Source organism: Stenotrophomonas sp. 22692 (genome assembly GCF_052045015.1).
GTDB lineage: Bacteria > Pseudomonadota > Gammaproteobacteria > Xanthomonadales > Xanthomonadaceae > Stenotrophomonas > Stenotrophomonas geniculata.
The window spans coordinates 123,973-150,847 of record NZ_JBQEMR010000005.1 but is presented as its reverse complement, the minus strand read 5'-3'; the positions used below and the strand labels follow the sequence as shown (position 1 = coordinate 150,847).

General features: G+C 66.4%; 20 protein-coding genes. 13 read left to right on the top strand and 7 right to left on the bottom strand.

What is annotated here, in order from left to right; genetic code table 11:
• Nucleotides 1-274 precede the first annotated feature (274 nt).
• From carA to ACTJJM_RS07625, 4 genes are all read left to right on the top strand, one after another.
• Nucleotides 275-1,402: a glutamine-hydrolyzing carbamoyl-phosphate synthase small subunit gene (gene carA / locus ACTJJM_RS07640; RefSeq protein ID WP_010482524.1), complete on the top strand. Its 1,128-nt coding sequence runs from the start codon at nt 275-277 to the stop codon at nt 1,400-1,402.
• A 148-nt stretch (nt 1,403-1,550) separates the two neighbouring features.
• Nucleotides 1,551-4,793 carry a carbamoyl-phosphate synthase large subunit gene (gene carB, locus ACTJJM_RS07635; RefSeq protein WP_019336240.1) on the top strand — a complete coding sequence of 1,081 codons (3,243 nt, stop codon included), beginning with the start codon at nt 1,551-1,553 and terminating at the stop codon, nt 4,791-4,793.
• A gap of 8 nt (nt 4,794-4,801) precedes the next feature.
• Nucleotides 4,802-5,266: a transcription elongation factor GreA gene (greA, locus tag ACTJJM_RS07630; RefSeq protein WP_026347191.1), complete on the top strand. Its 465-nt coding sequence runs from the start codon at nt 4,802-4,804 to the stop codon at nt 5,264-5,266.
• A 4-nt stretch (nt 5,267-5,270) separates the two neighbouring features.
• On the top strand, nt 5,271-6,188 hold the full coding sequence (locus ACTJJM_RS07625; protein ID WP_159360089.1) for a phosphoglycerate mutase: 918 nt from the start codon (nt 5,271-5,273) through the stop codon (nt 6,186-6,188).
• An 80-nt stretch (nt 6,189-6,268) separates the two neighbouring features.
• Here the strand turns inward: ACTJJM_RS07625 and ACTJJM_RS07620 are convergent, their stop codons facing one another.
• Both ACTJJM_RS07620 and ACTJJM_RS07615 read right to left on the bottom strand, forming a co-directional pair.
• Complete coding sequence (locus ACTJJM_RS07620; protein WP_227200467.1) at nt 6,269-7,327, bottom strand: DUF1176 domain-containing protein; 1,059 nt, start codon at nt 7,325-7,327, stop codon at nt 6,269-6,271.
• Complete coding sequence (locus ACTJJM_RS07615) at nt 7,328-8,371, bottom strand: DUF1176 domain-containing protein (protein WP_440865375.1); 1,044 nt, start codon at nt 8,369-8,371, stop codon at nt 7,328-7,330.
• Between the two features lie 121 nt (nt 8,372-8,492).
• Here ACTJJM_RS07615 and recJ point away from each other — a divergent pair, with 121 nt between their 5' ends.
• Nucleotides 8,493-10,250: a single-stranded-DNA-specific exonuclease RecJ gene (gene recJ, locus ACTJJM_RS07610; protein ID WP_341927128.1), complete on the top strand. Its 1,758-nt coding sequence runs from the start codon at nt 8,493-8,495 to the stop codon at nt 10,248-10,250.
• A gap of 96 nt (nt 10,251-10,346) precedes the next feature.
• Here recJ and ACTJJM_RS07605 read toward each other — a convergent pair whose 3' ends face one another.
• The gene (locus ACTJJM_RS07605; RefSeq protein WP_231298794.1) at nt 10,347-11,429 is read right to left on the bottom strand and encodes a DUF1176 domain-containing protein; all 1,083 of its coding nucleotides are present in this window, start codon (nt 11,427-11,429) and stop codon (nt 10,347-10,349) included.
• Between the two features lie 475 nt (nt 11,430-11,904).
• Nucleotides 11,905-12,963 (bottom strand): DUF1176 domain-containing protein, encoded by a 1,059-nt coding sequence (locus tag ACTJJM_RS07600; RefSeq protein ID WP_440865374.1) that lies wholly within the window; start codon nt 12,961-12,963, stop codon nt 11,905-11,907.
• Nucleotides 12,964-13,096: 133 nt separating this feature from the next.
• Here ACTJJM_RS07600 and ACTJJM_RS07595 point away from each other — a divergent pair, with 133 nt between their 5' ends.
• The gene (locus ACTJJM_RS07595; RefSeq protein ID WP_440865373.1) at nt 13,097-16,009 is read left to right on the top strand and encodes a VIT domain-containing protein; all 2,913 of its coding nucleotides are present in this window, start codon (nt 13,097-13,099) and stop codon (nt 16,007-16,009) included.
• 102 nt (nt 16,010-16,111) lie between these two features.
• On the opposite strand, the gene ACTJJM_RS07590 is transcribed toward ACTJJM_RS07595, so the two are convergent.
• Nucleotides 16,112-17,311, bottom strand: coding sequence for an acyltransferase family protein (locus tag ACTJJM_RS07590; protein ID WP_099559352.1), 1,200 nt, complete (start codon nt 17,309-17,311; stop codon nt 16,112-16,114).
• 175 nt (nt 17,312-17,486) lie between these two features.
• Here ACTJJM_RS07590 and ACTJJM_RS07585 point away from each other — a divergent pair, with 175 nt between their 5' ends.
• The 3 genes from ACTJJM_RS07585 (at nt 17,487) to ACTJJM_RS07575 (ending at nt 20,479) form a co-directional block, all read left to right on the top strand.
• Nucleotides 17,487-18,347 (top strand): LytTR family DNA-binding domain-containing protein, encoded by an 861-nt coding sequence (locus tag ACTJJM_RS07585; RefSeq protein ID WP_440865372.1) that lies wholly within the window; start codon nt 17,487-17,489, stop codon nt 18,345-18,347.
• A gap of 70 nt (nt 18,348-18,417) precedes the next feature.
• A protein-coding gene (gene prfB / locus ACTJJM_RS07580) for a peptide chain release factor 2 (protein WP_097048047.1) occupies nt 18,418-19,543 on the top strand; the annotation gives its coding sequence in 2 pieces (ribosomal slippage) (nt 18,418-18,492 and nt 18,494-19,543; 1,125 coding nt in all).
• A gap of 153 nt (nt 19,544-19,696) precedes the next feature.
• Nucleotides 19,697-20,479, top strand: coding sequence for a helix-turn-helix transcriptional regulator (locus ACTJJM_RS07575; RefSeq protein WP_440865371.1), 783 nt, complete (start codon nt 19,697-19,699; stop codon nt 20,477-20,479).
• Between the two features lie 536 nt (nt 20,480-21,015).
• On the opposite strand, the gene ACTJJM_RS07570 is transcribed toward ACTJJM_RS07575, so the two are convergent.
• Together ACTJJM_RS07570 and ACTJJM_RS07565 are read right to left on the bottom strand one after the other, a co-directional pair.
• On the bottom strand, nt 21,016-23,382 hold the full coding sequence (locus ACTJJM_RS07570) for a DUF3772 domain-containing protein (RefSeq protein WP_440865370.1): 2,367 nt from the start codon (nt 23,380-23,382) through the stop codon (nt 21,016-21,018).
• 141 nt (nt 23,383-23,523) lie between these two features.
• The gene (locus ACTJJM_RS07565) at nt 23,524-23,772 is read right to left on the bottom strand and encodes a hypothetical protein (protein ID WP_006474562.1); all 249 of its coding nucleotides are present in this window, start codon (nt 23,770-23,772) and stop codon (nt 23,524-23,526) included.
• 182 nt (nt 23,773-23,954) lie between these two features.
• Here ACTJJM_RS07565 and ACTJJM_RS07560 point away from each other — a divergent pair, with 182 nt between their 5' ends.
• The 4 genes from ACTJJM_RS07560 to ACTJJM_RS07545 all read left to right on the top strand — a co-directional run bounded on the left by ACTJJM_RS07560 (nt 23,955) and on the right by ACTJJM_RS07545 (nt 26,820).
• Nucleotides 23,955-24,449, top strand: coding sequence for a lipocalin family protein (locus tag ACTJJM_RS07560; RefSeq protein ID WP_019336294.1), 495 nt, complete (start codon nt 23,955-23,957; stop codon nt 24,447-24,449).
• A 121-nt stretch (nt 24,450-24,570) separates the two neighbouring features.
• Nucleotides 24,571-24,999, top strand: coding sequence for an SMI1/KNR4 family protein (locus tag ACTJJM_RS07555; RefSeq protein ID WP_019336293.1), 429 nt, complete (start codon nt 24,571-24,573; stop codon nt 24,997-24,999).
• Nucleotides 25,000-25,002: 3 nt separating this feature from the next.
• Nucleotides 25,003-26,211: an NAD(P)/FAD-dependent oxidoreductase gene (locus ACTJJM_RS07550; RefSeq protein WP_019336292.1), complete on the top strand. Its 1,209-nt coding sequence runs from the start codon at nt 25,003-25,005 to the stop codon at nt 26,209-26,211.
• 126 nt (nt 26,212-26,337) lie between these two features.
• Nucleotides 26,338-26,820 (top strand): hypothetical protein, encoded by a 483-nt coding sequence (locus ACTJJM_RS07545; protein ID WP_019661543.1) that lies wholly within the window; start codon nt 26,338-26,340, stop codon nt 26,818-26,820.
• The last annotated feature ends 55 nt before the right edge of the window (nt 26,821-26,875 follow it).

Genomic DNA, 26,875 nt, shown 5'->3' with positions numbered 1-26,875 from the left:
CCTTCCTTTGTTTGTGCTCCCTCGGCTCCCACTTCCCCCCCCGCTACCAGCGGGCGCCGCATACGCCGCCGGATTGAAATGAATACGCAATCGCCTGTTCATCAAGCGCGATAACCGCTGGCGCGAGCGCCCCGGCAGCGCTACAATTCGCACTCGCCGAATCACGAAAGCCGGACCGGTCCCAGACCGTACGTCCGCGCTTTTTTGCAACCGGATTTCCGTGAAGCGCAGGCGTGACTTCGGCAGCCCCCTCGGTAGCCAAAGTGAGATTCCCGTGACCCAAGCCGCAATCCTCGTCCTCGAAGACGGCACCGTATTCGAGGGCGAATCCGTAGGCGCGCCCGGCCTGTCCGTCGGTGAGGTGGTGTTCAACACCGCCATGACCGGCTACCAGGAAGTGCTGACCGACCCGTCCTACGCCCGGCAGATGGTCACGCTGACCTATCCGCATATCGGTAACACCGGCATGACCGACCAGGACAATGAAGCGTCCAAGGTGTGGTCGGCCGGCCTGATCGTGCGCGACGTTCCCCGCCGTCCCAGCAACTGGCGCAGCCAGGTGTCGCTGCAGGACTGGCTGATCCAGCGCGGCGTGGTCGCCATCGCCGGCATCGACACCCGCAAGCTGACCCGCATCCTGCGCGAGAAGGGCGCGCAGAACGGTGCACTGATGGCCGGCGACATCGACGTGGAAAAGGCACTGGAAGCCGCCCGCAAGTTCCCGGGGCTGAAGGGCATGGATCTGGCCAAGGTTGTCACTACCGAGAAGACCTACACCTGGACCGAGGGCCAGCTGGACCTGGATGCCAACGCCTTCGTCAGCGTGCCGTCCCGGTTCAAGGTCGTGGCTTACGACTTCGGCGTGAAGACCAACATCCTGCGCATGCTGGCCGAGCGTGGCTGCGAAGTGACCGTGGTGCCGGCGCAGACTCCGGCCGCCGAAGTGCTGGCGCTGAAGCCGGACGGCGTGTTCCTGTCCAATGGCCCGGGTGACCCGGAACCGTGCGACTACGCCATCGAAGCGATCAAGACCTTCATCGACGTGAAGATCCCGACCTTCGGCATCTGCCTGGGCCACCAGTTGCTGGGCCTGGCCTCGGGCGCGCAGACCATGAAGATGGGCCACGGCCACCACGGTGCCAACCACCCGGTGCAGGACCTGGACAGCGGCCGGGTGATGATCACCTCGCAGAACCACGGCTTCGCGATCGATGAAGCGACCCTGCCGCCGACCCTGCGCGTGACCCACCGTTCGCTGTTCGACGGCACCAACCAGGGCGTGGCCCGCACCGACGTGCCGGCGTTCTCGTTCCAGGGCCACCCGGAAGCGTCGCCGGGCCCGACCGACGTCGGTCCGTTGTTCGACCGCTTCGTGGTGCTGATGGAGCAGGCCAAGGCGTGATCAGTACGCCGCCGGTCCCCCGGTGGCGTCGCGATGGACCGTAAACCCCGCATCGCTGCTGCCCCCGGCGCGGCGCTGCGGATCAAGATTCCTGATCGACAGCGTGCGATCACCCCCCTTGTCACGCTGTACTGACTTAGAGAAGAAAATGCCCAAGCGCACTGACCTCAAGACCATCCTCATCATCGGTGCTGGCCCGATCGTCATCGGCCAGGCCTGCGAGTTCGACTACTCCGGCGCCCAGGCCTGCAAGGCCCTGCGTGACGAGGGTTACCGCGTGGTGCTGGTCAACAGCAACCCGGCCACGATCATGACCGACCCGGAGATGGCCGACGCCGTCTACATCGAGCCGATCAACTGGCAGACGGTCGAGAAGATCATCGCCAAGGAAAAGCCCGACGCGCTGCTGCCGACCATGGGTGGCCAGACCGCGCTGAACTGCGCGCTGGACCTGGCCGACAACGGCGTGCTGGAGAAGTACAACGTCGAACTGATCGGCGCCAAGCGCGAAGCGATCCGCATGGCCGAAGACCGCGAGCTGTTCCGCGTGGCCATGGGTGAGATCGGCCTGGAATGCCCGACCGCCGCCGTCGCCCACACCCTGGACGAAGCGCTGGAGATCCAGACCCGCGTCGGCTACCCGACCATCATCCGCCCCAGCTTCACCCTGGGCGGCAGCGGTGGCGGCATTGCCTACAACCGCGAAGAGCTGGTCGAGATCGTCAGCCGCGGCCTGGAACTGTCGCCGACCACCGAAGTGCTGGTGGAAGAGTCGGTGCTGGGCTGGAAGGAATTCGAGATGGAAGTGGTCCGCGATACTGCGGACAACTGCATCATCGTCTGCTCGATCGAAAACCTGGACCCGATGGGCGTGCACACCGGTGACTCGATCACTGTGGCGCCGGCGCAGACCCTGACCGACAAGGAATACCAGCGCCTGCGCGATGCCTCCATCGCCGTGCTGCGCAAGATCGGTGTCGATACCGGTGGCTCGAACGTGCAGTTCGGCATCAACCCGAAGACCGGCCGCGTGGTGGTCATCGAGATGAACCCGCGCGTGTCGCGTTCCTCGGCGCTGGCCTCCAAGGCCACCGGCTTCCCGATCGCCAAGGTCGCCGCGAAGCTGGCCGTGGGCTACACCCTGGACGAACTGAAGAACGAAATTACCGGTGGCCTGACCCCGGCCTCGTTCGAGCCGTCCATCGACTACGTCGTCACCAAGATCCCGCGCTTCGCCTTCGAGAAGTTCCCGGCTGCCGATGCACGCCTGACCACCCAGATGAAGTCGGTGGGCGAGGTGATGGCGATGGGCCGCACTTTCCAGGAGTCGGTGCAGAAGGCCCTGCGCGGCCTGGAAACCGGCAAGGTCGGCTTCGACCCGACCGGCCTGGACCTGAGCAACGAAGAAGACCTGCAGACCCTGCGTCGCGAGCTGAAGGCGCCGGGTCCGGAGCGCCTGTTCTTCGTCGCCGATGCGTTCCGCGCTGGCATGAGCGTGGAAGAGATCTACGCACTGTCGTTCATCGATCATTGGTTCCTGGACCAGATCGAGGAAATCATTGCCGCGGAAACCGCCGTCGCCGCCGATGGCATCGACGCGCTGGACGCTGCGCGCCTGCGCAAGCTGAAGCGTGCCGGTTTCTCCGACGCCCGCCTGGCGCAGCTGACCGGCACCAACGAAGCGGCCATCCGCGCGCTGCGCCGTGCGCACAAGGTACGTCCGGTCTACAAGCGCGTTGACTCCTGTGCCGGTGAGTTCTCCACCGGTACCGCCTACCTATACTCGACCTACGAGGACGAGTGCGAGGCCGCGCCGAGCAACCGCGACAAGATCATGATCCTGGGCGGTGGCCCGAACCGCATCGGCCAGGGCATCGAGTTCGACTACTGCTGCGTGCACGCGGCACTGGCGCTGCGCGAGGATGGCTATGAAACCATCATGGTCAACTGCAACCCGGAAACCGTGTCGACCGACTACGACACCTCCGACCGCCTGTACTTCGAACCGCTGACCCTGGAAGACGTGCTGGAAATCGTCGAGCTGGAACAGCCGAAGGGCGTGATCGTGCAGTACGGCGGCCAGACCCCGCTGAAGCTGGCGCGCGCGCTGGAAGCCAACGGCGTGCCGGTGATCGGCACCAGCCCGGACTCGATCGACCTGGCCGAAGACCGTGAGCGCTTCCAGCAGCTGGTCGACAAGCTGGGCCTGAAGCAGCCGCCGAACCGCATCGCCCGCAACGACCAGGAAGCCCTGCTGCTGGCCCGCGAGATCGGCTACCCGCTGGTGGTGCGCCCGAGCTACGTGCTGGGCGGCCGTGCGATGGAGATCGTCTACGGCGAAGCCGACCTTGCCCGCTACGTGCGCGACGCGGTGAAGGTGTCCAACGATTCGCCGGTGCTGCTGGACCGCTTCCTCGACAACGCCGTCGAGTGCGACGTCGACATCATCGCCGACAAGGATGGCAACGTCCTGATCGGTGGCGTGATGGAGCACATCGAAGAAGCTGGCGTGCACTCGGGCGATTCCTCCTGCTCGCTGCCGCCGTACTCGCTGTCGGCTGAAACCCAGGCCGAACTGCGCCGCCAGGTGGTGGAGCTGGCCAAGGCCCTGAACGTGGTCGGCCTGATGAACACCCAGTTCGCGATCCAGACCAGCGACGAAGGTTCCGACACCATCTACCTGCTGGAAGTGAACCCGCGTGCCTCGCGCACCGTGCCGTTCGTGTCCAAGGCCACCGGCATGCCGCTGGCCAAGATCGCCGCCCGTTGCATGGCTGGCAAGAGCCTGGCCGAGCAGGGTGCAACCAAGGAAATCGTGCCGGACTATTACTCGGTGAAGGAAGCGATCTTCCCGTTCGCCAAGTTCCAGGGCGTCGATCCGATCCTCGGGCCGGAGATGCGCTCCACCGGTGAAGTGATGGGCGTAGGCCGCACCTTCAACGCCGCCTTCGCGCGTGCGCAGGAAGCCGGTGGCATCAAGGCGCCGCCGGTCGGCAAGGCCTTCGTTTCGGTGCGTGATCCGGACAAGAAGCGCGTGCTGCCGGTGGCCAAGGCGCTGCTGGCGCGTGGCTACAGCCTGGTCGCCACCCGTGGCACCGCCGCGTGGCTGCAGCAGCATGGCATGGACTGCGAGATCATCAACAAGGTGGTCGAAGGCCGTCCTCACATCGTCGACTCGATCAAGAACGGCGAGATCGTCTACATCGTCAACACGACCGAAGGTCGTTCGGCGATCAACGACTCGTTCTCGATCCGTCGCGAGGCACTGCAGCATCGCGTCACCTACTCGACCACCATTGCCGGCGCCAAGGCGCTGGTGGATTCACTGGAATTCCGCGGCACCGGCCCCGTCTGGTCGCTGCAGGAGCTGCACAAGGAGTTGAATGCATGAGAGCCCCCATCACGATGAAGGGCGCGCAGAAGCTGCGCGACGAACTGGATCACCTGAAGTCGGTCAAGCGCCCGAAGGTGATCGCCGCGATCGCCGAGGCGCGTGAGCACGGTGACCTGAAGGAGAACGCCGAGTACCATGCCGCGCGCGAGGAACAGGGCTTCATCGAAGGCCGCATCAAGCAGCTGGAAGGTGAGCTGTCGCACGCCGAAATCATCGACGTGAGCAAGCTCAATGCCGGCTCCAAGGTGGTGTTCGGCGCCAGCGTGACGCTGGCCGACGTGGAAACCGACGAAGAGAAGAAGTACCAGATCGTTGGTGACCTGGAAGCGGACATCAAGCTGGGCCTGATCGCGATTTCCTCGCCGGTGGCGCGCGCGATGATCGGCAAGCTGGAAGGCGATTCGATCGTGATCGACGCCCCGGCCGGCCAGCGCGAGTACGAGATCGTCAGCGTCAGCTACGTGGACTGACCACGTGGCGACGGCGACCCTGCTGTTGCCTGCACGCAGCCGCTTTGCCGTGGCTGCGCTGCCGGACGATGTGGCGCGTGCGCTCGGCCGTGCCACGACGGTGCAGGTCGCACCGGGCGAACGCGCACAACTGACGCGCCATTTCACGGTTGCCGCGCCGCACTGGCCGGTGGCCGCGTTGACCCGCCAGCGCGACGTCGGCGATGCGGCCGGCGCCTGCTGGCTGCGTGCCGACCCGGCCTGCATGGTGCCGGACATGCACGGCGCGCGAATGATGGCCTACGGCGAAACACTGCGGCCGACCTTGGCGGACAGCCTGGCGTTGCTGCCGGTGCTGCAGCCGCTGTTTGCCGATGCCGGATTCGTGCTCGACGCACCGGATCCTTCGCGCTGGTACCTGCGGCTTCCGATCGACCTGGCCCTGCCGGACTTCGACAGTCCGGACGAGGTGCTGGGCGATGACCTGTTCTCTCACCTGCCCGAAGGCGAGGGCGGCCGCCGCTGGCGGGCGCTGATGACCGAAGCGCAGGTACTGCTGCACAACCATTCCTGGAACCAGCAGCGCGCCGTGCAGGGACAACAGCCGATCAATTCGCTGTGGTTCTGGGGCGGTGGCGTGATGCCGGTGTCGGTCAGCACGCCGCACGCACAGGTGCGTAGCCGCGATGCCCTGTTGCAGGGCCTGGCCCTGGCGGCTGGCGTCGCCGTGGACGGCGAGCAGGCGGTGGATGCATTGGTGGATCTGCGCCAGCTGCGTTCCCTGCAGCAGCTCGGCAATGAAGCGATCCGTCCACTGCTGGCCGCGCTGAAGCGTGGTGAGCTGCAGCGGCTGGTGCTGGATTTCGAAGACGGCCTGCAGTTCCAGCTGGACCGTGGACAGCGCTGGCAGTTCTGGAAGAAGCCGCGCCAGCTGCACGATTGAAGCCGACGCTGCGCGCTGCCGCACAGCCATCGGTGCTGCTGATTCCCCCTGTAGCGCCGAGCCCATGCTCGGCTTCATCACTACTGGACTTCTGTAACGTAGGTCGGCAATGACCAGTGCCTGCGGCTCCGGGTTGAGCAGTATTCACCCAGATACGTCGCGCTCAGGACAAGGCGCGAGCCATCCCAGGCCCAGTGCCGGTTCGTGCCGCAGGGATCGGTGTCGGTCACAGAACCTTCTTCAAGGAATACGGCATACGGATAGAGCGGAAACAGCGTGCTCGCGGTGATCAGCGTGGGCGAAAACGGTGGGCGGTCGCGGATCAGCCATGCACCTGCGGACACGATGTAGCGGTCGGTTGCGCAATTCAACAGCGCCAGGACATGGTTGGTATCTACCCGTTCGATACGGAGTTGGCGCGACGACATCCGGTCGCACGCATTTCCCGCAGCGGCCACCGGTTGCAGCTGCTGCAGCAGATCCGACCGCTCGGCCAGCTGCGCGTCGCCTTCCTGTGCTTCGACCAGAAGCGGCGGTGCCTTCAGGGGTGGCGCGGTAACCGCAGCCGGGACCTTCGATTCCGGCTGTGAGCCCTTGCGCACCAGCGCGCCAGGCGTATCCAGCCGACCCTGTACTTCGTCCATCTTCAGCAGCAGCGTGTGGATGCCCCGGTCGGACAGCGGCCACGCGTTGCCCGAAGCGTCGCTCATCTCGACGCGCTTGCCCGCCAGCAGGGACTCGATCATGGCGGTCACGTAGTGCGTGGGCAGCTCCAGGCCAGAGTCGAGTGCTTCGCTGTGGCCGATGGCACCGAGGTCCTCTCCGTCCACGTGCAGGTGCAACGTTCCTTCGGGTGCTACCGCCGCAGGGGTTGGTGGCACGTCCTCGCCGCCTTCGGCCATCGACAGCCGGGCGGTGACCGCCGCGCTTGGCCCGCCGCTGCGCCCGATCAGCGCGCTCAGCATCAGCGGCGCCAATGGACCGTAGGCTGCCAGCCGGCAGGTGCGGGTGTTGTCGCAGGCCATCACGCCGTCGCCCTCCACGAACGATATGCCAACCGGCTCTGTGGCCGTTGCCGTCGATGCCAGTGTCAGCAACGCCAACAGGAGTGGCGTGCGTAACAGTGAAGATGCGTGCATTCAACGCACCTCGCTGATCAGGGTTGGCAGCATCCAGTGTCCGCCCGGTATGCCGCGACACAGGCCCGTACTGAAAGCGCTGCTGGGCTGGAATCTGCGGCTGTCCCATACCCAGTCCGAGCCGGAAACACAGTCGCCAATGCCACGGCCCTTGTAGCGTGCGTAGAGCGTGCGTTCGGCGCGCGAGAAGCCCTCTGCCTCCAGCGTGATCGTCTGCGGGGCAAACGGCGGCTGATCACGCGCGATCCAGAAGCCATTGCTGTAGTTGTACGCCCCCATCTGGCACAGCGCCTGCACCAGTACATGGTGCTCGTCCAGCCGCTCGATCACCATTTCCGGGGTGCCCGTGTACTCGATCAGGCGTGGACAGTCGTCACTGTCGCCGAGCGTGGCGATCACGGCATCGCGCAGCGCTTCGCTGCTTCCCAGTTCGCTGTCTCCGGAACGTGGCGCCACCAGCGCCGCGCTCACGATCACCGGCTTGGCGTATGCAGCCGGCACTCTGGTTTCGGCGCGCGTGCCACGCCGCACCAGGGCGCCGGGTGTACCGATCCTTCCCTGTGTCTCGTCCATTTTCAGCAGTACGGCGGCAGCCCCACGGTCGGAAATCGGCCAGCGTGTGCCGTTGTTGTCGATGACCTCGATGCGGGCCCGGCCGGGCAGGGCCGCCAGCAAGGCTTCCACCTGCGCGGGCCGCAGCGTCACGGCCTCGTCGGCGCCGGTGTCCTGCACCGGGCCCAGATCACGGTCGTTCACCAGCAGGCGCATCGCTCCTTCAGGCATTGCGCTTTCGCCATCCTCGCCCACCCGCAGCCGCGCCTTCACCGGCGTGCCGGGTCCGCCGGCACGTTCCAGCATCAGTCCCAGGGGGCCGTCGGCGCTCTCCGGGCCATAACCGGCGGCACGGCAGGTGCCGGTGTTGTCGCAGGCCAGGAACCAGTCGTGGTGCACGAACTCGATACCGGGTGTGGCCGTCGTGTTTCCGGCATCGGGGGCGAGCGGCAGCAGCAGGCCTACAATCAGTGCGCTCAGCGGGCGGTACATGGCGAATTCCGTTTCAGAAGCGAACAAGCATGGGCGATGGCCGCGCCTGCGCCAAGCCCGGGAAGAGCCGGGCACGCCGAGCGGGTATCATGCGCGGGTCTTCCGTCACCCGGCGATGCCGATGTCCCTTGCCGCCGATGCTGTGCATTCATCCCCTGATACGCCGACGATCCGCCGCCGCGATGCGGTCGCGCCCGGAAGCTGGCCGGAGGGCACGCTGCCGCTGCTGGCGCGCCTGTACGCTGCACGCGGCGCGCATACCCCGGAGCTCGCGCAGCCGAAACTGGGCAATCTGCACGCCCCCGAGCTGCTGACCGGCATCGACGATGCGGTGGGCCTGCTGGTCGAGGCCATCGCCAATGACAAGCGCATCCTCGTGGTCGGCGATTTCGACTGCGATGGCGCCACCGCCTGTGCGGTCGGCGTGCGTGGCCTGCGCATGCTCGGCGCGCAGCATGTCTTCCACGCGGTGCCGAACCGCATGGTGCACGGCTATGGTCTGTCGCCGTCGCTGGTGGAAGAACTGGCCGAGTTGAAGCCGGACCTGCTGGTCACGGTCGACCACGGTATTGCCTGCCATGCCGGCGTGACTGCGGCCAAGGCACGTGGCTGGCAGGTACTGGTCACCGACCACCATCTGCCGGGCCCGCAGCTGCCGCCGGCCGACGTCATTGTCGATCCGAATCTGGACGGCGACGCCTTCCCCAGTAAATCGCTGGCCGGTGTCGGCGTGATCTTCTACGTGCTGATGGCGCTGCGCCGACAGATGCGCGAAGCCGGTGTCTTTGCCGATGGCAAGGGACCGGACCTGACCACGCTGCTGGACCTGGTGGCGGTCGGCACCGTCGCCGATCTGGTAGCGCTGGACCCGAACAACCGTGCATTGGTGAGCGCGGGCCTGCGTCGTCTGCGCGCAGGGCAGGGCTGTGTCGGCCTGCGCGCCCTGATCGAAGCCAGCGGCCGTGACGCCGCGCGACTGACCGCCACTGACATCGGCTTCGCGCTCGGCCCGCGCCTGAACGCGGCGGGCCGGCTGGAAGACATGGCGCTGGGCATCGCGCTGCTGCTGACCGAAGACCCACGCCAGGCGCGCGAGATCGCGCAGACGCTGGAGCAGATCAATTCGGAACGGCGCGCGGTGCAGCAGTCGATGACCGACGACGCCGAGCAGGCATTGACCCGCGTGGTGCTGGACATGGCCGGTCAGCGCCCGGTGGCGGCCTGCCTGTTCGATGCCGATTGGCACCCGGGCGTGGTTGGCCTGGTTGCGTCGAAGATGAAGGATCGCCTGCATCGCCCGGTAATTGCCTTCGCGCCGGCCGAACCGGGTGCGGATACCCTGCGCGGCTCGGCCCGTTCCATCCCGGGCCTGCATATCCGTGATGCACTGGCGCTGGTCGATGCGCGTCATCCCGGCCTGGTCGAGCGCTTCGGTGGCCACGCGATGGCCGCCGGCCTGAGCATGCGCCTGGAGCATCTGCCCGCGTTCGAGGCCGCCTTCGTTGCCATCGTGCAGGAAGTGCTTGACCCGGCCGCGCTGCAGCAGCACGTGCTCAGCGATGGCGAACTGGCCGTGCACGAACTCGACCACCGCCATGCCGACGCCCTGCGTCTGGCCGGTCCCTGGGGCCAGGGGTTCCCGGAACCGATGTTCGATGGTCATTTCGAGGTGGCCAACTGGCGCGTGCTGAAGGAGCGCCACCTGAAGCTGGAACTGCGCCTGCCGGGCCTGCCGGGCACGGTCAACGCCATCCACTTCGGCGGCTGGCACGGCAATGCGCCGAGCCGTCACGTGCACCTGGCCTACCGCCTGGCCTGTGATGACTACCGCGGTGGCGCAGCGATCCAGCTGATCGTCGAGCACTGCCTGCCCGCCTGAGCGGCGGAGGCACCGCGCTTCGCGCTCGCCGGGCATGGCCGGGCGGGATGCATCAACGTTCGATTTTGTTCCCTCCGTTCCCCTTTTCCTGTCGGGTCAGCGGATCTCGCTGACCAGTCTAGGCAGTTCCCAGGTGTCGCCGGGTACGCCGCGGCATAGGCCGACTGCCATTTCCGATGTAGCGACAAAGGCGGTTCCGTTCCACGTCCAGGTTGCCGACCATATGCAATCGCCGAGGCTGCGCCCCAGCTTTGAAGCTGTGATCTGGCCGTTGTCGTAGCCGGTCGCTTCGTCGGTTACCAGTTGCGGCCGAAAGGGTGCCCGTGTGCGGGCGATCCAGTAGCCGTCGCCGAAGTTGTAGGCGGCACGCCAGCAGGGAACACTGACAAGCACATGTTGTGCGTCCAAGCGGTGGACCTTCAGCGGGGAATTGCTTAGTGGGGAATCGGCATCAGCGTCCATCAGGCCTTCGCAGCCGTCGGCGTTGGGCGTGGTGAGCAGGGCTGAGCGCAGAGCCGGCGAGATGGCCAGTCGTGCCAATGCAGGGTCGTGCAGGTTTGAGTTCGGAGTAGTGGGCTTGCGCACCACCGGCATCGGCGGTGCCGCGGGAACGCGGGTTTCAGGCAGGCTGCCCTTGCGCATCACCGCCCCGGGAGTGCCGAGGCGGCCCTGGTGCTCATCGATTTTCAGCAGCACCGCTGCGGCACCCTTGTCCGACAGCGGCCAACGGTGGCCGGCAGCATCGGTCACACTGATTCCGCCGTCGCGTACCAGTGCGGACAACAGTGCGCTGGTCTGCGTGGCATTCAGGATGTGCGTGCCTTTGCCCTTGGTGGGCGCAAGAACCCCGACATCCTGCTGCTGGATATGCAGACGTAGCGCGCCTTTGGGTTGGGCCTGATTTTCTGCCGGCTGAAGTGAAAGTCGACCCTGAATGGCCTGGCCAGGGCCGCCTTTGCGAGTGAGCTGTACGCTCAGAGTGCCTTCCTCGTCGGCTGGGTAGCCGACTGCGCGGCAGGTTCGCGTGTTGTCACAGGCCACGAACCAGTCGAGATGGTGAAACTCCAGGTGTTTGGGTGAGGGCATGGCTTCGGATGCCAGCGGCCAGGCCAAGACCAGCAGGGATACGCGTCGAGCAAATCGCATCGGCAGTTTTGGGTGGTTTGGGACAGCAGGCATCGTGACTGCAGGTAAAGGCAATGAAAAGCTGTGCACGGCTCGATGGTGATGCCAGCGTCGGCGCAGCCGGCGCGTTGTCTACCTACGCCGATGGGCTTTATCCCGCTGCTGATTTCTCCGGCCGCTGAGTAAACGGTCCAGTTGCGACAATCTCGCACCGCAAGCGCGGTGTAGGTCGGCGCTTCCCAGGCGCGCATCGTCCCTGAATTCCGGAAGTCCAAAGACCGTGTTCTGGAGCGCGAACTGCAGTGTCCGCTGGAGGATGGCCAGCGTGATGCAGTCCCCCCAAGCTGCGGCCCTTCTGCGAGGGCATGACCTGGCCGTCGTCGTAGGCAACCTTGCGTTGTGTTGGAATGCCGCTCTTGTTGTGCCGAGAGGTCATCCCCAGCGCCGAACGGCATCACCCCCCCCAAGCAACGCAGTCACACTGAAGTCCCGCAATGATTCTCGTTCGTGGCCGCGAGGCTCTCAGCGTTCACTGCACATCGGTGACCTGCATGGGCAACTGCCAGGTTCCGTCCAGCGCATGTCGGCAGAAGACGCTTTCCGTAGCTGAGGTCGCAACGAAGCGGGTGCCATCCCAGGTCCATGATTGTTCGGACCTGCAGCTGGGCTCGGAGCGATCAGATTGGGAAGCGATGATCTCGCCATTCCCGTAGGAGGTGGTGTCACTGGTCACCCAAGCTGCCCGATAAGGCGCTTGCTCACGGATGACCCAGTAACCATCGCCGGTGTTATAGGCCGCGTCCCAGCACCGCACGCTGACGAGCAGGTGCCTCCCATCGAGGCGCTGGATTCCCAGTGGCGGGTTCTTGAGGGGGGTGTCCCGATCAGCATCGAGCAGTCCTTCGCAGCTCGGTTCCTTCAAGGTCGCGCGCAGTGCTGCACGCAATGCAGGCGAGGTTGCGAGCTTGGCGAACGCCCGGTTATCGGGCAGAGGGAACTGCATCGACGCCTTGTGTATCACCGGCTTTGGCAGCGCCGCCGGCACGCTGCTCTCGGCCGCCGGGCCCTTGCGCATCAGCGCGCCCACCGTGCCCACGCGGCCCTGGAAGTCATCGGCTTTCAGCAGCGCCGCTGCAGCGCCCTTGTCCGACAGCGGCCATGCATGGCCGCCAGCATCGATCACCGTGATGCCGCCATCGCGCACCAGCGCCGACAATAGAGCGGTGGTCTGTGCCGGGTTCAGCGTGTACATGCCTTCCTCCTTGGCCGGCGTCAGCATGCCCAGATCACGCTGCTTGATACGCAGGTGCAGGGCACCCTTGGGCGACTGCTGGCCGTCGATCGGCCGCAGCGACATTTCGCCACGAACCGGTTGCTGGGGGCCACCATCGCGGGTCAGCAACACGCTCAAGGTGCTGTTTTCGCCACTGGCGTACCCGGCGGCACGGCAGGTACGGGTGTTGTCACAGGCCACGACCCAATCGTGATGCTGGAAGTAGGCTCCCTCGGGCATCGTGGTGGCGGCAGCAACTAACGGAGAGGACAGGGCGAGCAAGACAGACAAGACAGACGGAAAAAGGACGCGCATGCGCATTCTCGGGTTGGAAGGAGAGGTCATATAGGCTGGGCGTCGGCAGGGTCGAGGACCAGCATCGAACCGGGTCAACCCCATTCATCCACCTTGTGCGTTCAGACAATCACGATCCCACTGGAGTCCTGTCATGGTCTTCGCCCGTTGCTGCACCTTGTTCCTGCTTGGCCTGATGGCCATGCCCGCGTCGGCGCAGTCGGCGCGGCGTCCGCCCGTGCCGAGTGGCTCTACCCCGTTGCTGATCGCCCCGGCTGCCGAGCAGGCGGTCCAACTGCGACACGCCCGCATCGAGGGCGAAGTCCAGGCCGGCGTCGCCCAGACCCGGATCTCCCTGGAATTCCACAACCCGAACCGGCGTGTGCTGGAGGGCGAGCTGCAGTTCCCGCTGGCCGATGGCCAGCAGATCAGCGGCTTCGCGCTGGATATCAACGGCGAGTTGCGTGATGCGGTGCCGGTGCCCAAGGACCGCGGTCGTCAGGTATTCGAGGAGATTGCCCGCCGCGGCGTCGACCCGGGCCTGCTGGAACAGACCGCTGGCAACCAGTTCCGCCTGCGCATCTACCCGCTGCCGGCCGGCGGCAGTCGGCGCGTGCAGCTGGTGATGCGTGAGCCGTTGGCCTTCGACGGCCACGGCTGGCAATGGACGCTGCCGCTGCAGTTCGCCGCCGGTGCAGCCTCGGTTGAACTGAAGCTGCAGGCCCCGGGCGCGACGGCCGCGGGTACGGCGCCATTCCGCATCAGCGCGGGCCAGCTGCAGTGGCAGGGCAGGGGCGCGCAGTTGCCGAAGCAGCTGCAGTGGAGCCTGCCCGCAGCACGTCAGGCGCAGGTCCAGGTGGCGCCCTGGCAGGACGGGCACTACCTGTTGGCGCAGCTGCCGGTGTCGACCGGCAGCACGCCGCGCACGTTGCCCCGCGAGATCGGCCTGCTGTGGGATGGCTCCGGCTCGGGTGGGCAGCGTGACCGCACGCGCGAGTTCGCCCTGCTGGATCGGTACTTCGCCGCGATGGGTGACGGCACCGTGGCGTTGACCGTGCTGCGCGATCGCGCCGAACAGGTGCGTCGATTCCGTATCCGCGCCGGCAACTGGAGTGAACTGCGCGCAGCCCTGCAGGCCGTGCGCCCGGACGGTGCCAGCGCGCTGGCACAGTGGCAGCCGCAGCCGGGCGTGAAGGAATACCTGCTGGTCAGCGATGGCCTGCTGACCTATGGGCCGGAACAGCTACCGGCGATGGTGGCGGATCAACGCCTGTTTGCGATCAGCAGCGCCGGTGCGCGCACCGATGCCGTGCGACTGCGTGGTTGGAGCGAAGCGCATGGTGGCCGCTTTGTTGCACTGGGTGAGGATGTCGATGCAGCGGCGCGCGAGCTGCTGTCGTCGCCGTTGGATGTGCAGGTCGATGCGGGGCGCGGCGTGCAGGACGTGGTGATCGATCGTCGCAGTGAAGCCCAGGGCTGGCTGTGGCTGCACGCACGACTAGCGGCCGACGGTGTGCCGATGCGGGTGCGCGTGGGTGGCGGCGAATGGCAGGCGCTGCCGGCCACGCAGAAAAGCGATGACGGCGAACTGCTGGCCGGCCTGTGGGCGCAGGCGCGCCTGCAGCAACTGGCCGTCGACCGCCGCAGCAACCGTGAGGCCATGCAGCGCCTGTCCCAGCAGTTTGGCCTGGTGGGGCCGGATACCTCGCTGATCGTGCTGGAAACCCTGGATGACTACCTGCGCTATGCGATCCGTCCGTCTGGCACGCTCCGCACCGAATACGATGCACGATTCGCCGTGCAGGTGGCGGATCGCGCCGCTGCGGATCGCGAGCGCCTGGATGAAGTGGCTGCACGCTGGAAGGAGCGCCAGCAATGGTGGAACCGCAGCTGGCCGAAGGGAATGCCGCCGCAGCCGAAGGGCGGGGCACTGGAAGTGGCCTCCGCGGACTACGCGATGGAATCGGCGCCGGTGGCGATGCTCGCCGCGCCGGCCCCTGCGGCACCGCCCGCCCCGGCACCGATGGCCGCCGCCGAGCAGCGCATGGAAGCCAGCAGCGCGCGTGCACGTCGCTCGGCGCCTGCATCCAACAAGGCCCTGGATTCAATCACGGTCACGGGTGGCCGTGTCGCTGCGCCCGCTGCCGCCAACGAGGGCGAGCTCGGCATCCAGCTGGCGGCCTGGCAGCCGGACTCGACCATCGCCCGGCGCTTGCGCCAGGGCCCGGCGTCGCAACTGTATGACCGCTACCTGGCCGAGCGCGATGCCCATGCCGACAGCAGCGCATTCTTCCTCGACGTGGCCGACCTGCTGCTGGCGCAGGGTCAGCGCGACCTGGCACTGCGCGTGTTGTCGAACCTGGCCGAGATGGACCTGGACAACCGCCACCTGCTGCGCGTGCTCGGTTACCGACTGATGCAGGCCGATGCTCCCGCGCTGGCGGTGCCGGTGTTCGAGCAGGTGCTGGCGATGGGCCAGGAGGAACCGCAGAGCTTCCGCGACCTCGGCCTGGCACTCGCGGCGGCCGGCAAGCCGCAGCAGGCGCTGGCGCCGCTGTACCAGGTGGTGGTGCGGCCGTGGGACAGCCGCTTCGATGGCATCGCCCTGATCGCATTGGATGACCTGACGAACCTGGTGGCCCGCAGCACGCCCCGGCTGGATACCACCGGCATCGACCCGCGCCTGCTGCAGGCGATGCCGCTGGACCTGCGGGTGGTGCTGTCGTGGGATGCCGACAACAGCGACATGGACCTGTGGGTGACCGACCCGAACGGCGAGCGCGCGTACTACGGCAACCGCCTGACCTACCAGGGCGGGCAGATGTCGCAGGATTTCACCGGCGGCTATGGCCCCGAGCAGTTCTCGCTGCGCAACGCCAAGCCCGGCAAGTACAAGGTGGAAGCGAATTACTTCGGCAGCCGCCAGCAGCTGGTGACCGGTGCCACGACCCTGATGCTGCGCCTGACCACCCACTGGGGCACGGCCAAGCAGAAAGACCAGATGGTGACGATGCGATTGAAGGACCGCGCCGAGACCGTGCTGGTGGGCGAGTTCGAGGTGAAATGACTGCTCGGACGCCAGTGTAGAGTCGAGCTTGCTCGACTGCCTCAATGTAGAGCCGAGCCTGCGCTCGGCTCATGTCAGAGGCAGCCGAGCGTTGGCTCGGCTCTACAACTGCGCAGCGTGTGCAACCGGCGATGCTGGCGGATTGGCGCGCAGGCCGAACAGGGGCCGCAGCCAGCGCGTGCGCCGGATCAGCAACTCGTGGATCAGCAGGCAGCCGCCGACGGTGCCGCCCAGCAGCAGCGCTGGCTCCAGCCAAGGGCCCAGCTGCATCGGCTTGAGCCAGAACAGCAGGGCGATGATCAGGCTCTGGTGCAGCATGTACCAGGGATAGATGGCTTCGGTGCAGTACGGCAGCCAGCGGAACGGGCGATCGAGGAAGACCTTTCCCCAGCCGAGGATGGCCAGCAGCGCGGTCCATACGTAAAGCGACTGGCTGGTCCGGACCTGCAGGTCCCAGAACGGTTCGGGCCATTGCCGCAGGGGGGAGTCAGCCGGCAGCACCTGGCCGAGGATGCGCAACCCCAGATACCAGCCGACCGCCGCCAGCGCCAGCCACAGCGTGGTGCGGCGCAGTGAGACCACACGCTGCCAGAACACCGGCTCACGACCGAGCAGGTAGCCGGCCAGGAACACTGTCGCGTACTTCGCGTGCTGGTACCAGTCTCCAAGCAGGGCATTGGTGGACGGATAGATCGGCTCCAGCCAGATCACCCAGGCCAGCAGCAGCGCAGACGGAATTCCGATCAGCAGTATCGGCGAGGCGGCGCAGAACGCGATCGCACGGCGCACCACGGCCGTTCCCAGCAATGGCATCAGCAGGGCCAGGGCCAGCGTGTAGTTCCACAGATAGGCCAGGTACCACAGGTGGTTCCAGGTGATGCCGTACTGCCAGCCGGCGAAACTGCCTTCCGGCCACGGCCGCACCTGCCAGTAGCGCAGCAGGAAATGCCCGAAGCCGGGCGCAACATGACTGTTGGCCACGCCTTCGCAGTACGGTTGGATCGGTACGATCACGAACATGCCGAACAGCAGGGGCAGCAGCAGCCGCCACGTGCGCAGGCCGGCGAAGCGCAGCAACCTGCCTTCGGGCCGCATCAGTGCGATGGCGATGCCCGAGATCAGGAACAGCAGTGACATCCTCCAGCGATTGACGAACACCATCGGCCACTGCAGCCATTCGGCGGTATGCAGGCTCTTGAGGTGGAAACCCCAGTCATCCACGTAGGCCATGGCGGTGTGGTAGAGGATCAGCAGCGCGAAGGCGAACACGCGCAGGGCGTCGATGTCGTGGCGTCGGGTCATGGTGGTGGTGTGCCGGAGAGTCGACCCAAGGTGACGCCGCCCGGTCCGTGCAGCGACTGCCAAGGGGCTGCCGGAACCCGCGCAGTGACCAATGGCGGGGGTGGCGGGACCAATGGAGCCGCTACCCTTTGGCCATTGAGGCAGGCTGGAGCACCGCAACGACATGGATGCAGCAATGACCCAGGGCCGACCACCGCGCTGGCGCACCACCACCCGGCTGCTGGTCTGGGCAGCGATCCTGTCGGCCTCGGCGGTGACCAACGCGCTGGTTGAGGTGATGGACGCCTCGCGGCGGGGCAGCGATCTCGGCCTTTGGGAACCGATGATCTGGGAGTTCAGCAGTCTCGCCCTGATCCTGCTGACCCTGCCGCTGCTGTGGTGGGGCTGTGAGCGATGGCCGCTGCATGCCGATACCTGGAAGCGGCGGTTGCCACTGTACCTGCTGGCCAGCGTGGGCTGGTCGTTGCTGCACGTGGTGGGGATGATGGTGCTGCGGCACCTGGCCTATGCGTCGATGGGCTACCGCTACCAGGACGATGCGGGATGGCTGGAGCGTTTTGCCTACGAATACCTGAAGGATATCCGCACCTTCGCGATGTTCGTGGCACTGGAGCACTTCGCCAGCTGGTTCGGGCGGCGCAGGCAGGGTGAGGCGAGCCTGCTGGCCGAGCCCGATGTCGGCCCGCCAGTGGAGCCGGTCGAGCGCCCCCAGCACTTCCTGGTGCGCAAGCTGGGCAAGGAGTTCCTGGTCGCCACCGCCGACGTGGAGTATGCCCAGGCGGCGGGGAACTACGTGAACCTGCGGGTACGCGGCCACGACTACCCGCTGCGGATCACCATGGCGGTGCTGGAGCAGCGGCTGGACCCGGGCAAGTTCCTGCGCCCGCACCGCAGCTGGCTGATCCACCGTCGCCAGCTGCGCTCGATCGAGCCGCTGGACGGCGGGGAGGCCCTGCTGCACATGGCCGACGGGGCGAAGGTGCCCTGCAGCCGGCGCCAGCTGCCGCTGCTGCGGCAGGCGCTGGGTGCAGGGTGAGGCCCTCATTCCGGGCATCCCCGGCCTGCGGTATCATTACCAGTCATCTTTTGAATGCATAATCGCCGACATGATCGAACTGAATCCTGTCCGCCAGCGCATCACCGATCTGACCGATCGCGTGCTGTCGCTTCGGGGGTATCTTTGACTACGACGCCAAGAAAGAGCGTCTTGAAGAAGTAACGCGGGAGCTGGAAAGCCCCGACGTCTGGAACAACGCCGAGTACGCCCAGAACCTGGGCCGCGAGCGCTCCAGCCTGGAAAAGACCGTGGGCGGCATCGCCTCGGTGCTCGACGGCCTGGCTGATGCCACCGAACTGCTTGAGCTGGCCGAATCCGAGCAGGACGAGGACACCGCGCTGGCTGTGGTCGCCGACCTGGACAAGCACCAGTCGCACGTCGAGAAGCTGGAATTCCAGCGCATGTTCTCCGGCGAGATGGACAATGCTGCCGCATTCGTCGACATCCAGGCCGGTGCCGGTGGCACCGAAGCCCAGGATTGGGCCGAGATCCTGCTGCGCATGTACCTGCGCTGGTGTGAATCGCGCGGCTGGAAGACCGAGCTGATGGAAGTCTCCGGTGGCGACGTCGCCGGTATCAAGTCGGCCACGCTGCGCGTGGAAGGCGACTATGCCTATGGCTGGCTGAAGACCGAGACCGGCGTGCACCGCCTGGTGCGCAAGTCGCCGTTCGACTCGGACAACCGCCGCCACACCAGCTTCACCTCGGTGTTCGTGTCGCCGGAAATCGATGACAACATCGACATCACCATCAACCCGGCCGACCTGCGTACCGACGTGTACCGTTCGTCCGGTGCCGGTGGCCAGCACGTGAACAAGACCGAGTCGGCGGTGCGTATCACCCACATCCCGACCAACATCGTTGTGGCCTGCCAGACCGGCCGCAGCCAGCACCAGAACCGCGACAACGCGATGAAGATGCTGGCCGCCAAGCTGTATGAGCTGGAAATCCAGAAGCGCAACGCTGAAAAGGACGCCGTGGAAGCCACAAAGTCCGACATCGGCTGGGGCAGCCAGATCCGCAACTACGTGCTCGACCAGAGCCGCATCAAGGACCTGCGCACCGGCATCGAGCGTTCGGACACGCAGAAGGTGCTGGATGGCGACCTGGACGAGTTCGTCGAGGCCAGCCTGAAGGCCGGCCTGGCTGTGGGCTCCAAGCGCGTCGATGCCTGATCGGCGCGCCTGCGCGGATATCGTCACCCTCGTGCGCAACGCCGAGGGTGGTCGATCACGCGTCCTGTAGAGCTGAGCCATGCTCTGCTGCTTTTCGCGGGCTGGCAGATGCGTCGAGCATGGCTCGACGCTACAACGGGCACGGCGGTAGCGATGATGCGCAGCGAAAGTGAACGCAAGGAGCTCGGCGGCTTCCTCAAGGCCTGCCGCGCCCGTGTCGACCCCGCCATGCTCGGCCTGCTGGCCGGGCGCCGTCGAACCCCGGGCCTGAAGCGCGAGGAAGTGGCGCTGGCGATCGGGGTCAGCGTCAGCTGGTACACCTGGATCGAGCAGGGTCGCGAAGTGCGCGCCTCGCCCGAGGTGCTGGAACGCCTGGCGCAGGTGCTGCGCATGAGCGACGACGAGCGCGCCTACGCATTCGCGCTGTCCGGCTACGGCGTGCCGCTGGAATCACCCGACGAGAGCGTGACCGACGGCCTGCGCCAGCTGGTCGAAGCGATGCAGCCGATCCCGGCCTATGTGCGCAACACCCGCTTCGACATCCTGGCCTGGAACCCGGCCATCGCCGAGCTGTTCGTGGACTACAGCCAGCTGGCGCCGCACGAGCGCAACACGCTGCGGCTGATGTTCCTGTACCCGCCTTACCGCGCGCTGATCCTCAACTGGGAAGAAATGACCCGCGGCCTGCTGGCAGGCTTCCGCGCGGCGATGGCGCAGGCGCCGGACAAGGCCCCGTTCCTGGCGCTGGTGGAGGACATCGCCGCGCACAGCGAGGAGTTCCGCCAGTGGTGGCCGGAGCACGACGTGCGACGGTTCGATGAAGGGGCGAAGAAGCTGAACCATCCCACGCGTGGGTTGCTGGACCTGCAGTACGTGGCGCTGGTGCCGGAGAGCCGGCACGATCTGTCCCTGGTGACTTACCTGCCGCGGAAGTAGGGGGTGTTCGGCAGGGCTTGCAGCCCTGCACCAGCAGAGGCCGAAGCGACAGCAACTGCAACAGCGGGCATTCCGTGGGATGGCGGGGCGGTGTCGGAGTGCGGGGACGCCGTAAACCCGTCCCTGGGGGCTTGGCAGCCGCATCCATGCGGCTGACACCCCGCACTCCGACACCGCCCCACCTTCGACAGGTTCACGTGGCTGTAGGTAGGTGTCGACCTTGGTCGACACATCTGTCAGATATCGAATGAAATTCCGGGGGTCAGATCCGTTTTCCATAGGAAAACGGATCTGACCCCAAAAGTATTTCCGACAGATCGCGGAAAACTGTCGAAGGCGGGGTGGGTCCGGTTGCGGGGGTGTCAGCCGCATGGATGCGGCTGCCAAGCCTCCAGGGACGGATTCACGGCGTCCCCCGCAACCGGACCCACCCCGCCATCCCTCAGGAAACCAGCCTTTGCTGTTGCTGTTGAAGTTGCCGGCCAGCGGCCGGCACTACCGCGGGTGCAGGGCGCAGCCCTGCAAAACAACCCCTACTACTGCGGGTCGCGGGTGATGTGGATGTCGGTCGGGGTCGACAGCGGAATGTTCCGCTCCGCCAGGATCTGCAGCAGGCTGAAGTACAGATCGCTGCGGGTCGCATACACCTGCCGCGGGCTGGCTACGTACGCGAAGCTGTTGATGGTGATCTGGCCACCGGCAATGCTGTCGATGTAGACCGTCGGTGCCGGCTGATTCAGCACGTTGGTGTGCGCGGTGTACGCATCCAGCAGCGCCTGCCGCAGGTTGCCGACATCGGTGCTGGGCGGCACCGCGAACTGGATCTGGATGCGGCCCTGGTTGTTGCCCATCGTCATGTTGCGCACGGTCTTGGTGACCAGCTCGGAGTTGGGCACGATCAGCGTCGACTTGTCGCCCACTTGGATCTCGGTCGAACGCAGGCTGATGCGGCGGATGTCGCCTTCCTGATCACCCAGCTTCACCCAGTCACCGATCTTCACCGGGCGCTCGGCCAGCAGGATCAGGCCGGAGACGAAGTTCTGGGTGATCACCTGCAGGCCGAAACCAATACCCACCGACAGCGCGCTGACCAGCAGTGCCAGCTTGCTCAGCTGCAGTCCCATCGCGCTCAGGGCCCAGATCACCGCGATGATGATGCCGACGTAACGGGCGACGGTGCTGACCGAATTGCGTGCGCCCAGATCCAGTTCGGTCTTGGGCAGGTAGGTGTCGGTCAGCCAGCGCTGCACCAGCTGGGTGATCGCCAGGCCGGCCAGCAGCGCCAGTACCGCCATCACGATCCCTGCCGGTGCCAGCTTGGTACCACCGATATCGAAGCCGGTCGTGAACAGAGAAGTGAATCGATCCACCACTGCGCCGATGTTGCCGAACGGTGCCACCAGGGCAAGCAGCGTGAGCAGCACAACCACGGTACGCAGCGCCGCCGACAGCAGCACGCCGGCCTGCTCCAGGCGCGACACGCTCAGGCCGGTGCTGAGCAGGATGGTCTGGCCCACCTTGCTGTCCGCGTTGAGCATCCACGTGCTCAGGTCATCAACGAACTTGAACAGCAGGGTCGCTGCCAGCACCACGATGCTGCCGCCGATCAGCTGCTGGTTCACGAACTTGGCGAAGTTCAGGTAGCCCAGCAACGTCGCGACGATGGCGGCCACCACCGCGACGTTGCCCGCCACGCGTGCCAATACCAGCCAGCTGCTGCGGCGCACCGGCGTGGCCGCGCCCACGCCATCGGCCTGTGCCTCCAGCTTGGCCTCGGCCTCGGCGGTCTGCCGGCGATGCAGGCGTGCCAGGGTCACCAGCATGGCCATGATCAGGCCGAGGTAGGTCAGGGCAATCAGGCCATCCAGCGCCACCGTGGTGACGTCGCTGGTACGCGTAGCCTGATCGAGGGCGACCAGCACCGTACTCAGCCAGGCCAGTGCCGCCGCGCCCCACGCGTACTTGCGCAGCTTCAGCGCGGCGGTGTCGTCCAGGTTCAACAGCCGCCATGACGGGCGCTTGGGCACCAGCATGCAGGCGCTGAGTGCAGCGATGAAGGCGGCGCGGAAGGTGGCCGTCTCCAGGCCGTCGGCCACCACCTGCAGGCGCGGCGCGATGGCATCGATGGCGTCCAGCGCCGCCATCAGCACCACCACGGCATAGCCGGGCAGCAACGTGCCGACCAGCAACAACCACATGGCCAGGCCGGAACGGCGCAGGCGTCCATCAGGCGCACGATCGGACGCGGCGAACTGCCGCCCCAAGCGGCGCAGCCACAGCCGCAGCGGGAACATCATCACCAGCGCGGCGATCAGGCCCAGCAACGGCGTGCCCCAGCCATTGGCCCGGACGCCGGCAACGAACGTATCGCGCCCCTGCTCGGCCAACGGCGCGACGCGTGCGATATCGATGGGCAGGCGCTCGGCCACCTTGCTCCACAGTGCCGGAGACAACGGCGAGGCGACCTTCTTCCCCATGTCTTCGGCGCGCTGCGCAGTGCGCTGCTGGTCGATGTCGGCTGCCAGCTGCTGGGCACGCACGGCACTGGTCTTGGCCTGCGCCACCGATGCGGCCAGGCCGTCGCGCTGCTTGTTGATCGTGCGCCGTTGCGCCGCCAGTTCGGGCGGCTCGGTGGTGCCCTCGGCAGGCGTGCCCAGCTGCGCTAGCTGTTCGTCGAGACGGTCCAGCTGCGGCTGCAGCGACTTCTCCAGCGCCTCGGCGTCACGCCGGGCCTTCGAAGCGTCCTCGGACAGCATGGCCAATGTTTCGATGGCCGCGGCATCACCACGCTTGCGGTCGACTTCCTTCAGCTTCGCATCGATATCCGCCAGCTGCTGCTTCGGCGTGGGGTCTTCATCCTGTGCCAGCACCGGCGCGGACAGCAGGAGGGCGGTGCACAGCATCAGGACCCACCAGGGGCCCCGTGCACGGATCGATCGCAGGAAAGAAGACACGCCAGCCACACCGGTTCGCGCGGACCACCGCGCCTGCGCGCGACTATACGGCACAGGCGGTAAAGGGCGGATGGGCGACGCGCAGCAATATCAGTACTTCAGGCGCAGCTCTTCCACGGTCGGCTGCTGCAGCGCGTACCAGTCCTGGAACTCTTCCTCGGTGATCTCATCGGGCGCGTACACCGCCACCGGATGCCAGTCGTGGTCGGTCGGCAGCGGCTGGCGCGGCCCGGCACGCAGGCTGTAGGACACGCCTTCGTAGTCGACCAGATCATCGACCTGCGGCCACTGTTCGCGTGCGAACGCGGATTCACTCTTCAACAGGATCACCTGGTACATCGGCACCTCCACTTCGGTTGGATCAGGAAAACACGGCGCTGGCGGCAGCATACCGCCGCACCGGTGACAACGGGCACGCCGCAGCAGCGACGGAACGTTCTGGACACGGCCATCGCCCCGGCTTCACCCGCCCATGGCAAGGCCATCGGCATCGTGGAGGCCCCCCCCTGCCACGACCGCCGATGACCGAGCACCCGCCGCTGAAGACCGTTGCCGACCTCAAGCTGCCCCGCTACCTGGGCACCTGGTACGAGATCGCACGCCTGCCAATGCGCCATGAACCGGAAGGCTGCACCGACGTGTCGGCGCACTACACCCTGCTCGACAACGGCAACGTCGGTGTCACCAACCGCTGCCGCATGGACGGCGAGATCGAAGAGGCCACCGGCGAGGCCTGCGCGATCGACAACGACAGCGCGCGCCTGGAGGTCAGTTTCCTGCCCAAGGGCCTGCGCTGGCTGCCGTTCGCCAAGGGCGACTACTGGGTGATCCAGGTCGCCCCGGACTACAGCGTGGCGCTGGTCGGCAGCCCGGACCGCAAGTACCTGTGGCTGCTGGCCCGCGAACCGCAGCTGGACGCCACCGTGCAGGACCATTATCTGGCGTCCGCGCGCCTGCAGGGCTTCGATCTGTCCGAACTGATCCAGACCCCGCATACCGGCCAGCCCACGGCCTGATCTACGGGCAATGGTGGACGCCAACCGACTCCGCCCATGACGTTATCCCCCATCGCGACATTCATCAGCAGCAGGCAAACTTCTGGTTTAACCAGTCCCCGAGAGACATGGAAGAGCAGTCATGGAATATCACCTGACAGAGGGACAGCTCAATGGCCCGGCTGAAATGTCGGCCATTGCTGATCTGTCAGCCCGCGTGGGAGTGGCACTTCCCGAGAGTTACCTTGAATTCCTTAGGGCGCACAACGGTGGCGAAGGATTTATTGGCGACAACTACATTGTCTTCTGGAAAGCGGAAGAGGTGGTCGACTTCAATCGTGAGTATGAAGTTGAATCATACGCGCCGGGCATATTCCTGTTCGCGTCGGACGGCGGCGGGGAGGGATTTGGATTCGACACACTGGACGCAGCAATGCCGGTAGTGCGGATTCCATTCATTGGCATGGAACGTCAGTACGCCCTCCCGGTAGCGCGCGACCTCCCCGACCTGTTTGCTCGACTGCTTGCAGATCAGCCTGAGGACGAGCATGAAATCAATCCGGCAGGCTGACCCATGGACCTGAAGAGTGGCTACCCGTGGTGGGCGGTTCGCAATGGCCTGATCCACGCCTTCCCGCCGCTGCAGCAGGACCTGCGCTGCGACGTGCTGGTGGTCGGCGGCGGCATCACCGGCGCGCTGATTGCCGACGAACTGTCCCGGCATGGCCACGACGTGGCGGTGATCGAGCAGCGCGACATCGGCTGGGGCAGCACGGCCGCGAGCACCGCGCTGCTGCAGTACGAGATCGATACCCATCTGCTGGAACTGGCCCAGCGCTACGGCCAGGACGCCGCCGCGCTTGCCTACCGTGCGTGTGCCGAGGCCATTCCGGCCCTGGGCGACGTGGCGCGCGGGTTGAAGGATGTGGATTTCCAGCGCATGGACAGCCTGTACCTGGCCAGCCGCCATCGCGACGTGCCGCGCCTGATGGCCGAGGGCGATGCCCGTCGCGGCATCGGCCTGGATGCCCGCTGGCTGGGCCCGGAGGCACTGCGGGAACGTTTCGACGTTGAGGCCGGCGGCGCCCTGCTGACCCGGCAGGCGGCCCGGGTTGATCCGTATCGGCTGACCTATGCGCTACTGCAGCGCCTGCGTCGGCGCGGCGGCCATGTGCATGACCGCACCGTACTGCACAGCCTCGATGCTACCGCGCGCGGGGTGGCCGCCCGTACCGAAGCCGGTGCCACCATCCGCGCACGCCACGTGGTGCTGGCCATGGGCTATGCCAACCAACGCTGGCTCAAGCAACGGGTCGCACGCAACCGCAGCAGCTACGCCTTCATCACCGATCCCATCGATGCGGACGTGCTCGGCCGGCTGCGCACCACGATGGTCTGGGAGAGCGCCCGCCCCTACCTGTACCTGCGCGCCACCGGCGACTGTCGCCTGCTGGTCGGCGGGCTGGACGACGCCATCGACATCCCCGCCCGCCGCGACCGGCGCGTTCAGAGCAAGGCCGACCAGCTGATGAAGCAGCTGCTGCGCTGGTTCCCACGGCTGGACCCGGTGCCGGCGTTCTCCTGGGGCGGCACCTTCGCCGAGACCGCTGATGGCCTGCCGTTCTTCGGCCCGCACGAACAATGGGGCCCGCGGGTGCACTTCGCCATGGCCTACGGTGGCAACGGCATCACCTATTCGATGATCGGCGCGCAGCTGCTGCGCGCCCGGATCGAGCGGCGCACGCATGCGCTGGAGGGGCTGTTCGGGTTCGGCCGGTTGTAGCCTGCAGCCAGGCATGGCCTGGCTCTACCGTAAGCGGGCGCCGACAGGCATCATTCAAGCAACCCCTGCTAGCGTCGGCCTGTACCGCCGCGTGTTGCGTGGCCACCTGTCCGCTGGAGCGCCGTCATGATCCGCCCCCTGACCCTGCTGCTGTGCCTGGCCCTGCCGGGAACCGTGCTGGCCCAGTCCGCCGCAGGTGCCACCGCGCCGCAGGCGGCCGGCCTGGACCTGACGCTGCCTCAGGCGCCGATGCGCTACCTCAACGACCCAGCCCTGCAGCAGGACCCGCCGGGCACGTACTACGGCGACAAGAGCGGCCCGCGCGTGCACGACGACGCGAAGATCGCCGACGTCACCGACGACAAGGTCAAGGTGTCCGGCAGCTTCACCACCGGCATCGGCTATTCCAAGAACGGTGGCAACAGCCACTACAACGCCGCCACGCTGAACCTGAGCAAGAACTACACCACCGATGAAGGCAAGACCCACGGGGTCAACGTCAACATCCACGTGAGCGAAGGCAAGGGACCGGGCTTCTTCGGTCCGTATGGCGGCTATTACGGCCGCGGCCCGGGCTATTGGGACTACCCGCCGCCGTACGGCTGGTAAGCCAGCTCCTGTAGAGCCGAGCCCATGCTCGGCTACGGTTGGCCGCAAAGCCGAG

Coding starts and splice junctions, on each gene's coding strand:
- ACTJJM_RS07560 (WP_019336294.1), top strand. CDS start 23,955: ATGACCGAGCACCCGCCGCTGAAGACCGTTGCCGACCTCAAGCTGCCC.
- ACTJJM_RS07615 (WP_440865375.1), bottom strand. CDS start 8,371: ATGTACCGCCCGCTGAGCGCACTGATTGTAGGCCTGCTGCTGCCGCTC.
- ACTJJM_RS07620 (WP_227200467.1), bottom strand. CDS start 7,327: ATGCACGCATCTTCACTGTTACGCACGCCACTCCTGTTGGCGTTGCTG.
- ACTJJM_RS07545 (WP_019661543.1), top strand. CDS start 26,338: ATGATCCGCCCCCTGACCCTGCTGCTGTGCCTGGCCCTGCCGGGAACC.
- ACTJJM_RS07585 (WP_440865372.1), top strand. CDS start 17,487: ATGACCCAGGGCCGACCACCGCGCTGGCGCACCACCACCCGGCTGCTG.
- ACTJJM_RS07550 (WP_019336292.1), top strand. CDS start 25,003: ATGGACCTGAAGAGTGGCTACCCGTGGTGGGCGGTTCGCAATGGCCTG.
- ACTJJM_RS07565 (WP_006474562.1), bottom strand. CDS start 23,772: ATGTACCAGGTGATCCTGTTGAAGAGTGAATCCGCGTTCGCACGCGAA.
- ACTJJM_RS07570 (WP_440865370.1), bottom strand. CDS start 23,382: ATGCTGTGCACCGCCCTCCTGCTGTCCGCGCCGGTGCTGGCACAGGAT.
- ACTJJM_RS07600 (WP_440865374.1), bottom strand. CDS start 12,963: ATGCGCGTCCTTTTTCCGTCTGTCTTGTCTGTCTTGCTCGCCCTGTCC.
- ACTJJM_RS07590 (WP_099559352.1), bottom strand. CDS start 17,311: ATGACCCGACGCCACGACATCGACGCCCTGCGCGTGTTCGCCTTCGCG.
- ACTJJM_RS07575 (WP_440865371.1), top strand. CDS start 19,697: ATGATGCGCAGCGAAAGTGAACGCAAGGAGCTCGGCGGCTTCCTCAAG.
- ACTJJM_RS07595 (WP_440865373.1), top strand. CDS start 13,097: ATGGTCTTCGCCCGTTGCTGCACCTTGTTCCTGCTTGGCCTGATGGCC.
- ACTJJM_RS07605 (WP_231298794.1), bottom strand. CDS start 11,429: ATGCCTGCTGTCCCAAACCACCCAAAACTGCCGATGCGATTTGCTCGA.
- recJ (WP_341927128.1), top strand. CDS start 8,493: ATGTCCCTTGCCGCCGATGCTGTGCATTCATCCCCTGATACGCCGACG.
- carB (WP_019336240.1), top strand. CDS start 1,551: ATGCCCAAGCGCACTGACCTCAAGACCATCCTCATCATCGGTGCTGGC.
- ACTJJM_RS07555 (WP_019336293.1), top strand. CDS start 24,571: ATGGAATATCACCTGACAGAGGGACAGCTCAATGGCCCGGCTGAAATG.